12 protein-coding genes are annotated in these 16,480 nt (G+C 61.2%); 11 read left to right on the forward strand and 1 reads right to left on the reverse strand.

Annotation, left to right across the window (positions count from 1 at the left end):
- The first annotated feature begins 128 nt into the window (after positions 1–128).
- The 10 genes from ftsH to phoR all read left to right on the forward strand — a co-directional run bounded on the left by ftsH (position 129) and on the right by phoR (position 11,610).
- Positions 129–2,018, forward strand: a complete 1,890-nt coding sequence (ftsH, locus tag QEN71_RS04805) for an ATP-dependent zinc metalloprotease FtsH (protein WP_012400287.1) — start codon at positions 129–131, stop codon at positions 2,016–2,018.
- A 135-nt stretch (positions 2,019–2,153) separates the two neighbouring features.
- On the forward strand, positions 2,154–3,038 hold the full coding sequence (gene folP / locus QEN71_RS04810; RefSeq protein WP_201658093.1) for a dihydropteroate synthase: 885 nt from the start codon (positions 2,154–2,156) through the stop codon (positions 3,036–3,038).
- Positions 3,039–3,066: 28 nt separating this feature from the next.
- Positions 3,067–4,425 (forward strand): phosphoglucosamine mutase, encoded by a 1,359-nt coding sequence (glmM, locus tag QEN71_RS04815; protein WP_201658090.1) that lies wholly within the window; start codon positions 3,067–3,069, stop codon positions 4,423–4,425.
- A gap of 319 nt (positions 4,426–4,744) precedes the next feature.
- Positions 4,745–5,776, forward strand: coding sequence for a phosphate ABC transporter substrate-binding protein PstS (gene pstS / locus QEN71_RS04820; RefSeq protein WP_201658087.1), 1,032 nt, complete (start codon positions 4,745–4,747; stop codon positions 5,774–5,776).
- Between the two features lie 156 nt (positions 5,777–5,932).
- Positions 5,933–6,931, forward strand: coding sequence for a phosphate ABC transporter permease PstC (gene pstC / locus QEN71_RS04825; protein WP_201658084.1), 999 nt, complete (start codon positions 5,933–5,935; stop codon positions 6,929–6,931).
- The gene (gene pstA, locus QEN71_RS04830; protein WP_201658081.1) at positions 6,928–7,824 is read left to right on the forward strand and encodes a phosphate ABC transporter permease PstA; all 897 of its coding nucleotides are present in this window, start codon (positions 6,928–6,930) and stop codon (positions 7,822–7,824) included. Before pstC ends, pstA begins: the two co-directional genes overlap by 4 nt.
- 15 nt (positions 7,825–7,839) lie before the next feature.
- Positions 7,840–8,688, forward strand: coding sequence for a phosphate ABC transporter ATP-binding protein PstB (gene pstB / locus QEN71_RS04835; RefSeq protein WP_028367729.1), 849 nt, complete (start codon positions 7,840–7,842; stop codon positions 8,686–8,688).
- 35 nt (positions 8,689–8,723) lie between these two features.
- Entirely contained in the window at positions 8,724–9,428 is a 705-nt protein-coding gene (phoU, locus tag QEN71_RS04840; protein ID WP_201658078.1) for a phosphate signaling complex protein PhoU, read from the forward strand.
- 64 nt (positions 9,429–9,492) lie between these two features.
- Positions 9,493–10,194, forward strand: coding sequence for a phosphate regulon transcriptional regulator PhoB (gene phoB / locus QEN71_RS04845; RefSeq protein WP_006051991.1), 702 nt, complete (start codon positions 9,493–9,495; stop codon positions 10,192–10,194).
- A gap of 102 nt (positions 10,195–10,296) precedes the next feature.
- Entirely contained in the window at positions 10,297–11,610 is a 1,314-nt protein-coding gene (gene phoR, locus QEN71_RS04850) for a phosphate regulon sensor histidine kinase PhoR (RefSeq protein ID WP_201658075.1), read from the forward strand.
- A 670-nt stretch (positions 11,611–12,280) separates the two neighbouring features.
- Here the strand turns inward: phoR and ppx are convergent.
- The gene (gene ppx, locus QEN71_RS04855; RefSeq protein ID WP_233472065.1) at positions 12,281–13,828 is read right to left on the reverse strand and encodes an exopolyphosphatase; all 1,548 of its coding nucleotides are present in this window, start codon (positions 13,826–13,828) and stop codon (positions 12,281–12,283) included.
- A gap of 238 nt (positions 13,829–14,066) precedes the next feature.
- On the opposite strand from ppx, the gene ppk1 reads away from it, so the two are divergent.
- Positions 14,067–16,130, forward strand: coding sequence for a polyphosphate kinase 1 (gene ppk1, locus QEN71_RS04860; protein ID WP_201658069.1), 2,064 nt, complete (start codon positions 14,067–14,069; stop codon positions 16,128–16,130).
- Positions 16,131–16,480 lie beyond the last annotated feature (350 nt).

The raw sequence follows: 16,480 nt of genomic DNA on the forward strand, positions 1-16,480 counted from the left end.
AGGTTGCGCGGTACGCTATTTATGCGGTAGCGAATGCTTATGGCAGGGGTCTTCGGACTGGATTAGAATGCCTGAGTGGTGCCGCAAGGCAAATGTAGGCGCTTGTCTATGAGTGAAGGAGTGGTGCTTTGAACAACAACATGTTTTCGAAAGCAGCAGTGTGGCTGGTTATCGCACTGGTGCTGTTTACGGTGTTCAAGCAGTTCGACAAGCCCCGTGTCCAGGAAGGCGTTTCCTATTCGCAGTTCATGGATGACGCGAAGAGCGGCAAGGTCAAGAGCGTGATCGTGCAGGGGCGCAACCTGACGGTGACGCCGGCCGACGGTCAGAAGTATCAGATCGTGTCGCCGGGCGACATCTGGATGGTCGGCGATCTGATGAAGTATGGCGTCCAGGTCAGCGGCAAGGCTGACGACGAGCCGAATGCGCTGGTGTCCGCGTTGTACTACCTCGGGCCAACCATCCTGATTATCGGATTCTGGTTCTACATGATGAGACAGATGCAGGGGGGCGGGAAAGGCGGGGCCTTCTCGTTCGGTAAATCCCGTGCGCGTCTGATCGATGAGAACAACAACGCGATCAACTTCTCGGACGTCGCGGGCTGCGACGAGGCCAAGGAAGAAGTGTCTGAACTGGTCGACTTCCTGCGCGATCCGCAGAAGTTCCAGAAGCTGGGCGGTCGCATTCCACGCGGCGTGCTGCTGGTCGGCCCGCCGGGAACCGGTAAGACGCTGCTCGCGCGCGCCATCGCAGGCGAAGCGAAAGTGCCGTTCTTCAGCATCTCGGGTTCGGACTTTGTCGAAATGTTCGTCGGTGTCGGTGCGGCTCGCGTTCGTGACATGTTCGAACAGGCGAAGAAGCACGCGCCCTGCATCGTGTTCATCGACGAAATCGACGCGGTCGGCCGTCATCGCGGCGCTGGCATGGGCGGCGGTAACGATGAGCGCGAACAGACGCTGAACCAGATGCTCGTCGAAATGGACGGCTTCGAGGCGAACTCGGGTGTGATCGTGATCGCTGCGACGAACCGTTCGGACGTGCTCGACAAGGCGCTGCTGCGTCCGGGCCGTTTCGACCGTCAGGTGTACGTCGGTCTGCCGGATATCCGTGGCCGCGAGCACATCATGAAGGTGCATCTGCGCAAGGTGCCGATCGCTAACGACGTCGATGCTGCGGTGATCGCGCGTGGCACGCCGGGCTTCTCGGGTGCTGACCTCGCGAACCTCGTGAACGAAGCAGCGCTGTTTGCTGCGCGCCGCGGTAAGCGCATCGTCGAAATGCAGGACTTCGAGGACGCAAAGGACAAGATCTTCATGGGTCCGGAGCGCAAGTCGGCCGTGATCCGCGAAGACGCAAAACGTGCGACGGCTTATCACGAGTCGGGCCACGCGGTGATCGCGAAGCTGTTGCCGAAGGCCGATCCGGTTCACAAGGTCACGATCATCCCGCGCGGCCGCGCGCTGGGCGTGACGTGGCAGTTGCCGGAGCATGACAACGAAACGTATTCGAAGGACTATCTGCTCGACCGTCTGGCCATCCTGTTCGGCGGCCGTGTTGCTGAAGAGCTGTTCCTGAACCTGATCAGCACAGGCGCTTCAGACGACTTCAACAAGGCGACGTCGACGGCTCGCGCGATGGTGGCGCGCTTCGGCATGACGGACGCGTTGGGGCCGATGGTCTACGTCGACGACGAAAACGATCAGTCGCCGTTCGGCCGTGGTTTCACGCGGACGATTTCGGAAGCGACGCAGCAGAAGGTGGATGCGGAAATCCGTCGCGTGCTGGACGAGCAGTACAGCCTCGCGAAGCGCCTGCTCGACGAGAACCGCGACAAGGTCGAAGCGATGACCGCCGCGCTGATGGAGTGGGAAACGATCGACGCCGATCAGATCAACGACATCATGGCTGGTCGTCCGCCGCGTTCGCCGAAGAGCACGCCGTCGCCGGGTGATGCTTCGGGCGGCAGCAGCCCGGGTACGGAAGTGAAGCCGGGCAGCGCAACCGCGCCGGCGACCTGACGATTGGTTAAAGGTGTTTTACGGGCCGGTGTGTTTTCACACCGGCCCGTTTTCATTTCTAATGCTGGTCTGATCGCGATGCATTCCTGTCGCGGTTTGTCCTAAATCATTTGCCCTTCAGGTACGTCACGTCTCGTGTCCAACTCCGATTCCCCGATATATCCGATCCCCGAGCCGATGCAATGCGGCCGGTTCACGTTCACGTTCGAACGCCCGCTCGTGATGGGCATCCTGAACGTCACGCCCGATTCTTTCTCCGACGGCGGCCTGTTCGGCGAACCGGGCAAGGCGAGGGAACAGGCAGAGAAGATGTTGGCCGATGGCGCCGACATCATCGATATCGGCGGCGAGTCCACGCGGCCCGGTGCGCCGCCCGTGCCGCTCGAAGACGAGCTGGCTCGCGTGATCCCGCTCGTCGAGGAACTCAGTGCCGCGGGCATTCCCGTGTCCGTCGATACCTACAAGCCTGAGGTTATGCGCCATGCGCTGGCGGCGGGCGCCGATCTGATTAATGATATCTGGGGCTTCCGGATGCCCGGCGCGATCGATGCGGTGCGCGACAGTCAGTGTGGCCTGTGCGTGATGCATATGCTCGGCGAGCCGCAGACCATGCAGGTCGGCGAGCCGGCTTACGACGACGTCGTCGCCGACATCCGAGCCTTTCTGGATGAACGTGTCAACACGATGATAAGCGCCGGTGTTGCAAAAAATCGCATTAGCGTCGATCCAGGATTCGGATTTGGCAAGACCGTCGAGCATAATTACGCGCTACTCGCACACCTGCCTAAGACAGCGCCGGTGCTCGGCTCGCCGTTGCCTATCCTGGCGGGCATGTCGCGCAAATCGATGCTGGGTGCGCTTGTCAATCGACCGCCGCGAGAGCGCGTCGCGGCGAGCGTGGCGGCGGCAGTGTGTGCAGCTGAACGTGGCGCGGCCATCATCCGCGTGCACGATGTGGCGGAAACGGTGGATGCACTGAAAATATGGGCGGCGACCCGCGACGCAGCGCGGCGCGCCTGATCTCCACGCTTGGGAGGAAAATTCCAATATGGCACGTCGATATTTCGGAACGGATGGGATTCGTGGCAAGGTCGGCGATGCGCCGATCACGCCGGATTTTGTGCTGCGGCTCGGCTACGCGGCGGGCAAGGTGTTGGCGGGCGCCGACACGTGGGCGAAGACGGGCAAGCGCCCGACAGTGCTGATCGGCAAGGACACGCGCGTGTCGGGCTACATGCTCGAAGCGGCGCTGGAGTCGGGCTTCTCGGCGGCGGGCGTCGACGTGATGCTGGCGGGCCCGATGCCGACGCCGGGCGTCGCGTATCTGACGCGCGCGCTGCGTCTCGCGGCGGGCGTCGTGATCAGCGCGTCGCACAATCCGTACTACGACAACGGCATCAAGTTCTTCTCCGCCGACGGCAACAAGCTGCCGGACGAAGTCGAGTCGCAGATCGAACAGCAACTCGACAAGCCGCTCGAATGCGCGCCGTCCGAGCGGCTCGGCAAGGCGCGGCGTCTGGACGACGCGGCCGGCCGCTACATCGAGTTCTGCAAGAGCACCTTCCCGCAGACGTTCGATCTGCGCGGCATGAAGCTGGTCGTCGATTGTGCGCACGGCGCCGCGTACGACGTCGCGCCGCATGTCTTTCACGAGCTCGGTGCGGACGTGGTCACGATCGGCGTGTCGCCGAACGGCTTCAACATCAACGACGCCGTCGGCGCGACGGCGCCGGATGCACTCGTGCGTGCGGTGCGCGCGAACAAGGCGGATCTCGGCATTGCACTGGACGGCGACGCCGACCGCCTGCAGATCGTCGATGCGAACGGGCGGCTCTACAACGGCGACGAGCTGCTGTACGTGCTCGTGCAGGACCGTATCGCGACGCAGGGCAAGGTCGAAGGTGCGGTTGGCACGCTGATGACCAACATGGCCGTTGAAGTCGCGTTGAAGAAGGTTGGCGTGCAGTTCGTGCGCGCGGCCGTCGGCGACCGCTACGTGCTGGAGAAACTGCGCGAGCATGGTTGGGAGCTGGGCGCAGAAGGCTCGGGCCACATCCTGTCGCTGGATCGCCATTCGACGGGCGACGGTATCGTCTCCGCGCTGCTGGTGCTGGCGGCGATGCAACGCAGCGGCCGTTCGCTCGAACAGCTGCTCGAAGGCGTCAAGCTGTTCCCGCAGAAGCTGATCAACGTGCGGATGCAGCCGGGCGCGGACTGGAAGGGCAGCGACGCGATCCGTCGCGCGATCAGCGAGGCGGAAGGCGCGCTCGACGGCAGCGGCCGTGTGCTGATCCGCGCCTCAGGCACGGAGCCGGTCCTGCGCGTGATGGTGGAAGCGGCGCACGAAAAAGATGCCGTACACCACGCGGAAACGATCGCCGCCGTCGTCAAACAGGCGACGACATGATCCGCAAGACACGCGTTTAAGACAGAAGGGCGGCTCCGTGCCGCCTTTTTTTGCGCCGCTCGCGGTGTCGCAACGTTAAAAAATCGCTTAAAAATTTCGAAAGCGCTAGCGAAACGCGCAAACGTTATCGCTTGACCGATTTCGACGGCTACAGCGCCCATTCAGCGCGCATCTGCTGCGACAGTGAAAACCCTGACGCAACGCCTTTCACGGCCGTAATAAGACTGTCACAGTAACTTCACGAATAGTCACGTTACTGTCACAAAGCGCCACTATTCTTCGCGGTGTCGTTGCACACGCTCACAACCACGGAGAAAACATGAAACTGATGCAAACCGCGTTCGCTGGCATGGCTGGCGCTCTCTTTGCGATCGCAGCGCAAGCCGCCGACATCACCGGCGCGGGCAGCACCTTTGCAGCACCGATCTACACGAAGTGGGCCGATGCATACCAGAAGACGGGTGGCGGCAAGGTTAACTATCAGGGCATCGGCTCGTCGGGCGGCATCAAGCAGATCGTCGCGAAGACGGTCGACTTCGCAGGCTCGGACGCTCCGCTGAAGGACGACGAACTGGCGAAGGAAGGCCTGTTCCAGTTCCCGACGGTCGTCGGCGGCGTGGTTCCCGTGATCAATGTGCCGGGCGTCAAGGCTGGCGAAATCACGCTGTCGGGCGAAGTGCTCGGCGACATCTACCTCGGCAAGGTCAAGAAGTGGAATGACCCGGCAATCGCCGCGCTGAACCCGAAGGTCAAGCTGCCGGATACGGACATCGCTGTTGTCCGCCGCGCTGACGGTTCGGGCACGTCGTTCATCTGGACGAACTACCTGTCGAAGGTCAACACCGAGTGGAAGTCGAAGGTCGGCGAAGGTTCGACGGTCAGCTGGCCGACGGGTACGGGCGGCAAGGGCAACGACGGCGTCGCAGCATTCGTGCAGCGTCTGCCGGGCGCAATCGGCTACGTCGAGTGGGCGTACGCGAAGCAGAACCACATGGTCTACGTCGACCTGAAGAACTCGGCTGGTACGGTTGTCGAGCCGAAGACGGAAACGTTCAAGGCAGCGGCTGCTGGCGCTGACTGGTCGAAGTCGTTCTACCAGATCCTGACGAACGAGCCGGGCAAGAACGCATGGCCGATCGTCGGCGCGACGTTCGTGCTGCTGCACACGACGCAAGAGAAGGGTCCGCAAGGCGCGGAAACGCTGAAGTTCTTCGACTGGGCGTTCAAGAACGGCGGCCAGGCTGCAAACGATCTGGACTACATCTCGCTGCCGGAATCGGTTGTGTCGGAAATCAAGACGCAGTGGAAGGCGAAGGTCAAGGACGCATCGGGCAAGTCGATCGCCGAGTAATCCTCGACACGCAGCAACAGCAGCATCCACCGCGCGCAGAGTCGTAACTGCGCGCGGCCGGCCGCCCGGCTTCGATGAGGCCCGGCGGCCGTAGTACTGGCCGTCTGGCATACGCCATGCGGCAACCGGAAACCGGAAACAGGTTTATCAGCTCCCATGTCCGACCTCCCTCTCACTTCTGACGCGGCCCGGTCGACTCCGCCCGGTAGCACGACGCAGAAAGCGCCCAGCCGCGCTGGCGACATCATCTTCGGCGGCATCGCCCGGCTTTCCGCCATCGTCACGTTACTGCTGCTCGGCGGCATTATCGTGTCGCTGATCGTGGCTTCCATGCCGACGATCCAGAAATTCGGCCTCGCATTCCTGTGGACTTCCGACTGGGATCCACCTTCCGAACAGTTCGGCGCGCTGGTGCCCATCTACGGCACGATTGCGACGTCGATCATTGCACTCATCATCGCGGTGCCCGTCAGCTTCGGCATCGCGCTCTTCCTGACCGAACTGTCGCCCGCCTGGCTGCGCCGGCCGCTCGGCATCGCGATCGAGCTGCTCGCCGCGATTCCGTCGATCGTGTACGGCATGTGGGGTCTGCTCGTGTTCGCGCCGATCTTCGCGACGTACTTCGAAAAGCCGCTCGGCCAGCTGCTCGGCGGCATGCCCGTCATCGGCGCGCTGTTCAAGGGCGCGCCTATCGGTATCGGCATTCTGTGCGCGGGTGTGATTCTCGCGATCATGATCATCCCGTACATCGCGTCCGTGATGCGCGACGTGTTCGAAGTCACGCCCGTGCTGCTGAAGGAATCGGCATACGGCATCGGCTGCACGACGTGGGAAGTGATGTGGAAGATCGTCCTGCCGTTCACGAAGACGGGTGTGATCGGCGGCGTGATGCTCGGCCTCGGCCGCGCGCTCGGCGAGACGATGGCCGTCACGTTCGTGATCGGCAATACGAACCTGCTCGACAACGTGTCGCTCTTTTCGCCGGGTAACAGCATCACGTCGGCGCTCGCGAACGAATTCGCGGAAGCAGCGCCTGGCCTGCATACGGCCGCGCTGATGGAACTCGGCCTGATCCTGTTTGTGATTACCTTCATCGTGCTGGCGATTTCGAAGATCATGCTGCTTCGCCTCGAGAAAGGGGAGGGCGCGAAATGACGCAATCCTCATTGAACATGCCGGGCAGCACGGATGCCGCAGCGCTCGACGCGATGCGCAACAAGCTGCAAAAGCGCCGCAAGGCGACCAACGCGGTCGCGCTGACGATGTCGCTCGCCGCGATGGCCTTCGGTCTCCTGTGGCTCGTGTGGATTCTGTACACGACGCTGCGCCTCGGCATCGGCGGTCTCTCCGTCGAACTGTTCACGCAGTCGACGCCGCCGCCGAACACGGATGGCGGCGGTCTCGCGAACGCGATCGTCGGCAGTCTGATGCTGGTCGTGCTGGCCACGTTCGTCGGTACGCCGATCGGCATCATGGCGGGCGTGTATCTCGCCGAGTATGGCCAGAAGGGCTGGCTCGCGAGCATCACGCGCTTCATCAACGACATTCTTTTGTCGGCGCCGTCGATCGTCGTGGGTCTGTTCGTGTATGCGCTCGTCGTCGCGAAGATGGGCCACTTCAGCGGCTGGGCGGGTGTGATCTCGCTCGCGCTGCTGCAGATTCCCATCGTGATCCGCACGACGGAGAACATGCTGAAGCTCGTGCCGAACGCACTGCGTGAAGCGGCTTTCGCACTCGGCACGCCGAAGTGGAAGATGGTGCTGTCGATCACGCTGAAGGCGTCGATCGCGGGCATCGTCACGGGCGTGCTGCTGGCCATCGCACGTATCGCCGGCGAAACGGCGCCGCTGCTGTTCACGGCGCTGTCCAATCAGTTCTTCACGATGGACATGAATCAACCGGTTGCGAACCTGCCGGTTACGATCTTCAAGTTCGCGATGAGCCCGTTTGCGCAGTGGCAATCCCTCGCGTGGGCCGGCGTATTCCTGATCACGCTCGGAGTGTTGGGTCTCAACATTCTCGCGCGTACGATCTTTTCGAAAAAGTAAGGGCGGAGCGATCCGATGAACATGGCAGAAAGTCACCTGAATCCCGTCGAACGCCCGGCGGCACCCGCCGGTTTCGACCCGGCGCAGAGCGGTCAAGCGGCAGCGCCCTCGCGCCCGAAGATCGAAGTCAACAACCTGAACTTCTTCTACAACAAGTATCACGCGCTGAAGAACATCAACCTGCAGATTCCCGAAGGCAAGGTGACGGCGTTCATCGGCCCGTCGGGTTGCGGCAAGTCGACGTTGCTGCGCACGTTCAACAAGATGTATGCGCTCTATCCGGAGCAGCGCGCCGAAGGCGAAATCCTGATGGACGGCGAGAACCTGCTGACGACGAAGCGCGATATCTCGCTGCTGCGCGCACGTATCGGCATGGTGTTCCAGAAGCCGACGCCGTTCCCGATGTCGATCTACGACAACATCGCATTCGGCGTGAAGATGTTCGAAACGCTGTCGCGTTCGGAGATGGACGATCGCGTCGAATGGGCGCTGACGAAGGCTGCGCTGTGGAACGAAGTGAAGGACAAGCTGGGCCAGAGCGGCTACGGTCTGTCGGGTGGTCAGCAGCAGCGTCTGTGTATTGCACGCGGCATCGCGATCCGTCCGGAAGTGCTGTTGCTCGACGAACCGTGCTCGGCGCTCGACCCGATTTCGACGGGCCGTATCGAAGAGCTGATCGCCGAACTGAAGAGCGACTATACCGTCGTGATCGTCACGCACAACATGCAGCAGGCCGCGCGTTGTTCGGACTACACTGCCTATATGTATCTGGGCGAGCTGATCGAATTCGGCGACACCGAAAAGATCTTCATCAAGCCGGTCCGCAAGGAAACGGAAGACTACATCACGGGCCGCTTCGGTTAAGCGCTGAGCGCACGCACGAGCTTAGGGAGTAAGACATGTCCGACAAACACCTGTCCAGCCAGTTCGACGCCGACCTGAACCTGGTGTCCTCGAAGGTGCTCGAAATGGGCGGCCTCGTCGAGGCTCAGATCGTCGCCGCGATGAACGCGCTGAACGAATTCGACATTGGCATCGCCGATCAGGTCATCGCCGCCGAAGACCGTCTGAACCAGATGGAAGTCGAGATCGACGAAGAGTGCAGCAACATCATCGCGCGACGCCAGCCGACGGCGCGCGACCTGCGCCTCGTGATGGCGATCTCGAAGACGATCACGAACCTCGAACGCGCCGGCGACGAAGCCGAGAAGATCGCGAAGCGCACGAAGCGCCTGTCGGAAGACGGCGCGTCGCGCACGATCAACATCGCTGAAATCAAGCTGTCGGGCGATATGGCCGTGAGCATCCTGCGCCGCGCGCTCGATGCGTTCGCGCGTCTCGATACCGTGGCCGCTGCGCAGATCGTGCGCGACGACAAGGCGATCGACGAGGAATTCCGCGCCTTCGTGCGCAAGCTGATTTCGTACATGACGGAAGATCCGCGCCTGATCTCCGTGGGTCTCGACTTCCTCTTCATCGCGAAGGCGATCGAGCGGATCGGCGATCACGCGAAGAACATCGCCGAGTTCATCATCTACGTGGTGAAGGGCACGGACGTGCGTCACATGGGCCGCGACGCGCTCGAGCGCGAAGCGCTCAGCTGATCCGTCCGACGTTCGACGAATCCGCTCAGCCAAAACCGTATATACCGTTTATCAAGAGGCGCCGATGCCCAGCAGTATTCTCGTTATCGAAGATGAACCCGCAATTTCCGAGCTGATCTCGGTCAACTTGCAACACGCGGGCCATTGTCCGATTCGTGCGTACAACGCCGAACAGGCGCAGAACCTGATCAGCGACGTGCTTCCCGATCTCGTGCTGCTCGACTGGATGCTGCCGGGCAAATCGGGTATCGCGTTCGCGCGCGACCTGCGCAACAACGAGCGCACCAAGCACATCCCGATCATCATGCTGACGGCGCGCGGCGATGAGCAGGACAAGGTGCTCGGCCTCGAGATCGGCGCCGACGACTACGTGACGAAGCCCTTCTCGCCGAAGGAACTGATGGCGCGTATCAAGGCGGTGCTGCGCCGCCGCGCGCCGCAGCTGACGGAAGACGTCGTCGCGATCAACGGTCTGAAGCTCGACCCGGCCACGCACCGCGTCGCCGCGCATGCGGAAGGCAGCGAGATCAAGCTGGATCTCGGTCCGACGGAATTCCGCCTGCTGCACTTCTTCATGACGCATCCGGAGCGCGTGCATAGCCGCACGCAGTTGCTGGATCAGGTGTGGGGCGATCACGTGTTCGTCGAAGAACGTACCGTCGACGTGCACATCAAGCGTCTGCGCGCCGCGCTGAAGCCGGCGGGCTGCGATGCGATGATCGAGACGGTGCGCGGCAGCGGCTATCGCCTGGCCAAAAGCGCATAAGGTACACTGATCGAAAAACACGAAGCGCGCTGCGGGGTATCAACGCAGCGCGCTTTGTTGTCTCTGAAGTCTTCAGGCTTGTTTTCAAGGTCGCAGGAACACATGAACATCATCTGGGCGCGTTCCCTGGTATCGCTTGTGCTCCTCGCTGTGCTGTGCGTGGCAGTCGGCATTTTCGTCAATACCAAGCTGGCGTTGTCGATTGCCGTGCTCGCGCTGCTCGCGCAAGGCATCTTCAGCACGTTCCACAAGCAGCGTCTGTGGCGTCTGCTCGACGCGCCCGTCTACGGCGAAGTGCCGAGCGCGCCGGGCATCTGGGGCGAAATCTACTACCGGTTGCACAAGCTCGCGAAGCGCTGGCATGCGCAGGTGCGCCAGGTCGAGCAGCAGCATTCGCGTTTCATTCAGGCCATTCAGGCATCGCCGAACGGCGTTGCGATGCTCGACGATCACGATCAGATCGAGTGGTGCAACGCGATCTCCGAAGAGCATTTCGGCCTTGATGCGAAACGCGATCTGCGTCAGCACATCACGCATCTCGTGCGTCATCCCGACTTCGTCCGCTACCTGAACTCGCATCATTACGAAGAGATGCTGATCATGCGCGGGATGGGCGACAAGCGCCAGAACGTGATCTCCGTGCAGGTGTTTCCGTACGGCGAGAATCGCAAGCTGGTGCTGTCGCAGGACATTACCGAACTTGAACGTACGGATGCGATGCGGCGCGACTTCGTTGCCAACGTGTCGCATGAACTGAAGACGCCGCTGACGGTGCTCTCCGGCTTTCTCGAAACGATGCGTGAGTTGCCGCTCGACGAAAGCGAGCGCGTGCGCTATCTCGATCTGATGATGCAGCAGGCGCAGCGGATGCAGCATATCGTCAGCGATCTGCTCGTGCTCGCGACGCTCGAAGGCGACAACAAACCGCCTAGCAATCAGATGGTCGATATGCGCGCCGTGCTGCGGCATTTGCAGGACGATGCGCAGAGTTTGTCGGGCGGACGTCATCGGATTGGTTTTGACTCCGATGAAGCGTTGACGGTGACGGGTGTCGAGACGGAGATTCTGAGTGCGTTCGGCAATCTCGTGACGAATGCGATCCGGTATACGCCTGACGGCGGGTCGATCAATGTGAGCTGGCATGCTCAGGGTGGGCAGGCTGTGTTTGCGGTCTCCGATAGTGGGCTTGGGATTCCTGCTGCGGATATTCCGCGGTTGACTGAACGCTTTTATCGCGTTGACCGGAGTCGGTCGCGGGATACGGGTGGCACCGGGCTTGGGCTTGCTATCGTCAAGCATGTGCTGCAGCGGCATGATGCGCAGCTTGATGTGAAGAGTGAAGAGGGGCGGGGGAGTACTTTTACCGTGCGGTTTCCTGTTGCGCGGACCGCGCGGTTGCAGTCGACTGCTGCTTGAAGTTGTTTTTTGTCTGCGACGCTAGTCGCCAGTCCTGGTTTTTTCGCTTTTTGTTTTTGCCTTTTGCTGCGGTGGCATCCGCGTTGACGTATCGGTTCTTCACGCGTTGCCCCTGTGCGGGGCGGCACCTACTTTTCTTTGCAGCGGCAAAGAAAAGTAGGCAAAAGAAAGCCGCTTCAAACCTCCGGTGCCTGCCAGGATAACGCCACGGCACACGGTGTTTGAGCTGTCGCGCAGCGACGCCAACACTCCGTAGAATGCCCGCAGTCAGGCGCGCGCGGCGCCAAAGATGACATCCCTTTGGGGCACATTCGGTCGGCCTGTTTTTGTGTGTTTGCCATCGGTCTGATTGCGGCGGTATGTGCTCCAGACGATGTGTGGGGCTTTCGCGCCGTGCGCGGTTGACTGCGGGCTTTCTACGGAGTGGGGACGTCGCTGCGCGATAGCTCAACTGCGGCATGCGGCAGCGTTATCCTGGCAGGCACTGGAGGTTCAAAAGCGGCTTTCTTTTGCCTACTTTTCTTTGCCGCTGCAAAGAAAAGTAGGTGCCGCCCCGCACAGGGGCAACGCTAATAAACCGATACGAAATCGCGGACGCCAGCGCAGCAAAAAGCAAAAGCAAAAGCAAAAACAAAAAAGCAAGAATGGCGACTAGCGTCGCAGACAAAAATCAATCGGTATACACGACACGATACGGCGTCCGAATCTTCTCCCACTCAGCCGCCTCCTGAATAAGGCTATAGTCAGTAAGAGGATTATTCGCAACCCACGCATTCGGCAACCGAACTTCATACCCGCCATTCGCCTCGGTAATGGTGATCTCCGGCAACCCGGCATCCGCCCGACGTCGACAAAACAGCGCGGCGAGCCGCAGACAGAACAGCAGCTTCCATTCGAGATCCCGCGTCTGCGCAAGCTTCCCGAGCTTGCCGGCATGCCCAACAACGAGCGCCGCAAGCCGCGCCTGGTCGGTACGCGAGAAACCAGGCATATCCGCATTGCTCGCGATATACGCCGAATGCTTGTGATACGCGCTATGCGAAATCGACAGCCCGATTTCATGCAGCGCGGCCGCCCAGCCAAGGAACATGCGGTTCTCTTCGCGCGCTTCCGTATCGGGCTCGTTGAGCTGATCGTAGAAATGCACCGCAAGCTCGCCGATACGGCTCGCCTGCGCACGATCGACGCCGTAGCGGCGCATGAAACCCTCGACCGTGATCGTACGCATGTCCTGATGCTGCGAACGGCCCAGCAGGTCATACAGCACGCCAAGACGCAACGCGCCGTCCGTCGTGTCGACATAGTCGACGCCGAGTTCGTCGAACACCGCGATCATGATCGACAGGCCGCCCGCCAGCACCGGCACGCGGTCCGGTTTCAGCGCAATGAGCTTCAGGCGGTTGACGTTCTCCGCCTTGATCAGTGCACGTTTCAGACGTTCAAGACCGCCACGCGAGATGCCGTGCGTGATGCCGGGATCGTTGAAGCCGTTCGCTTCGAGCAGTTCGGCCAGCGCACGCGCCGTGCCCGATGAGCCGATGCCCTGTTCCCAGCCCTCGGCCTTGTAGTCGGCCGAAATGATCTGGATTTCGCGCGAGGCCGCGAGTTCGGCCTGGCGCATCGTGTATTCGTCGACGTTTCCCGCCGGGAAGAACTGGCGGCTGTGGCTTACGCAGCCGATGTACAGGCTCTCCATCCGGATCGGCGTGTAGTGCGAACCGATGATGAATTCCGTCGAGCCGCCGCCGATGTCGACGACGAGCCGCTTGCCCGCGCTCGCCGGCACCGAATGTGCAGCGCCTGCATAAATCAGGCGCGCTTCCTCGCGGCCCGCGATCACTTCGATCGGGAAACCCAGCGCCGCTTCCGCTTCGCCGAGAAATTCCTGCGCGTTCTTCGCGACCCGCAACGTGTTGGTCGCGACGGCGCGCACGTGATCGGGATGGAAGTCGCGCAGACGTTCGCCGAAGCGCTTGAGCGCATCCCAGCCGCGCACCTGCGAAGCACGGTCGAGCATTTTTTCGCGCGACAGGCCCGCGCCGAGCCGCACCGGTTCGCGCAGCGCGTCGACCTGATAGATCTGGCTGCCCGCTTCGGTTTCTTCGACGCGGCCCACGATCAGACGGAAGCTGTTCGAGCCGAGATCGACGGCGGCAAGTAGTGGCGGAGTGTTGACCATCGGGTGTGAGGACCTCATGCGCGCAAACAGATCACCCATGCCGGGCGCGCTGGTTCGCGCGTTGTTCAAAGTCGCCATTTTAAGCGTACTGGACATCACGCTGTCACCTCCGCCATTGTCGTGCGCTATGGTCACATAAACCTTGCGTCATATTTACGACATGGGTCGGCAAAAGCGTAAAATCACGTGACAAGTCATTTCACGCACCTGTCATCATACTGTGAGAATTTCCGAGCGTCCTTTCGAGTCATCTTCCGACATTTCATTCACGGCGCCGATGTCCAACCGCTATCCTCTTCTGAACCGCGAGCTGGGCATTCTGGGTTTTAACGAGCGTGTGCTCGCACAGGCCGCGGACCCGGCTGTCCCGCTTCTCGAACGCTTGCGCTTCATCTGCATCACCAGCAGCAACCTCGACGAATTCTTCGAAGTCCGCATGGCCGGTCTTCAGGAGCAGATGCGCGACAACCCCGGCGCGCTGTCGCCCGACGGCATGTCACTGCAGCACTGCTATGACCTCGTGGTCGAACGCGCGCAGAAGCTCGTGCATCGTCAGTACACAATGTTGCAGGACACCGTGCTGCCCGCGCTCGAAGACGAAGGCATCTATTTTCACGGCACGGAAGCCTGGAACGAAGCGCAGACCCAATGGGCGCGCGACTACTTCATCAATGAGCTGTTGCCCGTCCTGACGCCGATCGGCCTCGATCCCGCGCATCCGTTTCCGCGTGTGCTGAACAAGAGCCTGAACTTCGTCGTCGAGCTGGAAGGCAAGGATGCCTTCGGCCGGCAAGCCGTGATGGGCATCGTGCAGGCGCCACGCGCACTGCCGCGCCTCGTGCGCATGCCGCAGGAGCTGTCGGGTTATCCGCATGGCTTCGTGCTGCTGAGCTCGCTGCTGCAACGTTTCGTCGGCGAGCTGTTCCCGGCGTTGCTCGTGCGCAGTTGCAACCAGTTCCGTATCACGCGCAATAGCGAACTGTTCGTCGATGAAGACGAAATTACGAATCTGCGCGTCGCGCTGCAGGGCGAACTGCCCGCGCGACATCTGGGTAACGCGGTGCGGCTCGAAGTGTCGGCGGACACGCCTGCGCATCTCGTACGTCGACTGCTTGACGAAAGCGGGTTGTCGCAGAAGGACTGCTACTACGTCGACGGCCCGGTGAATCTCGTGCGTCTGATGCAGTTGCCCGAGATGGTCGACCGGCCGGATCTGAAGTTCGTCCCGCACATTCCCGCGACGCCGCAGCAGATCGCCACCAGCGCGAGCCTGTTCGACGTGATCGATCAGGGCGATGTGCTGCTGCATCATCCGTACGAGAGCTTCCAGCCGGTGCTCGAACTGCTGCTGCAGGCCGCGAAGGATCCGAACGTCGTCGCGATCAAGCAGACCATCTATCGCACGGGCACGGATTCGCCGCTGATGGATGCGCTGATGCAGGCCGCGCGCAACGGCAAGGAAGTGACGGTGGTAGTCGAACTGCTCGCGCGCTTCGACGAAGAGACGAACATCAACTGGGCGTCGCAGCTCGAAGCCGTCGGCGCGCACGTCGTGTACGGCGTGGTCGGCCACAAGTGCCACGCGAAGATGATGCTGATCGTGCGACGTGTATCGGAAGGCGGCAAGTCGATCCTCAAGCGTTACGCGCACCTCGGCACGGGCAACTATCATCCGCGCACGGCGCGCCTCTATACCGACTTTGGCCTGATGACGGCGGACCAGAAGATCTGCGAAGACGTGCATCACGTGTTTCAGCAGTTGACTGGGATCGGTGGCGAGTTGCCGTTGCACGAGTTGTGGCAGTCGCCGTTCACGCTGCATCCGAAGCTCGTCGAATCGATTCGCGCCGAAGCCGAGCATGCGCGCGCGGGCAAGCGGGCGCGGATCGTTGCGAAGATGAATGCGCTGCTTGAGCCTACGGTTATCGCCGAGTTGTATGAGGCTTCACAGGCGGGCGTGAAGATCGATTTGATCGTGCGTGGTGTTTGTGCTTTGCAGCCGGGGGTGGAAGGGCTGTCGGAGAACATCACGGTGCGGTCGATCGTGGGGCGTTTTCTTGAGCATCATCGTATTTTTTATTTCTACGATAACGGGCGCGAGCAGGTTTATCTGTCCAGTGCGGACTGGATGGATCGGAATTTCTTCCGGCGTGTTGAAGTCGCGTTTCCGATCAATAACCGGCGGTTGAAGCGGCGTGTGATTGCTGAAGGGCTGTCGGCGTTTCTCGGGGATAATCAGGCCGCCTGGCTCATGCAGAGTGATGGGCATTATCGCCGGCGCAGGCCCGGGAAGTCCTCGCGGAATGCGCAGCTTAGTTTGTTGACGAAGTTCTGTTCTTAAAAGGTTCTTTTTGTCTGCGACGCTAGTCGCCATTCTTTGCCTTTTGCGTTTTGCTTTTGGTTTTTGGCTGCGCTGGCATCCGCGGTTTCGTATCGGTGCTTCAAGCGTTGCCCCTGTGCGGGGCGGCACCTACTTTTCTTTGCAGCGGCAAAGAAAAGTAGGCAAAAGAAAGCCGCTTCAAACCTCCGGTCCCTGCCAGGATAACGCTACGGCACACGTTCCTTGATCTGTCGCGCAACAACGCAAACACTCCGTAGAAAGCCCGCAGTCAACCGTGCGCGGCGCGAAAGATGACATCCATCTGGGGCACATTCGGTCGGCTTGTCTTTGTGTGTTTGCCGTCGGTTTGA

The sequence above is a fragment of the Paraburkholderia sabiae genome, assembly GCF_030412785.1.
In the GTDB taxonomy this organism is placed as follows: domain Bacteria; phylum Pseudomonadota; class Gammaproteobacteria; order Burkholderiales; family Burkholderiaceae; genus Paraburkholderia; species Paraburkholderia sabiae.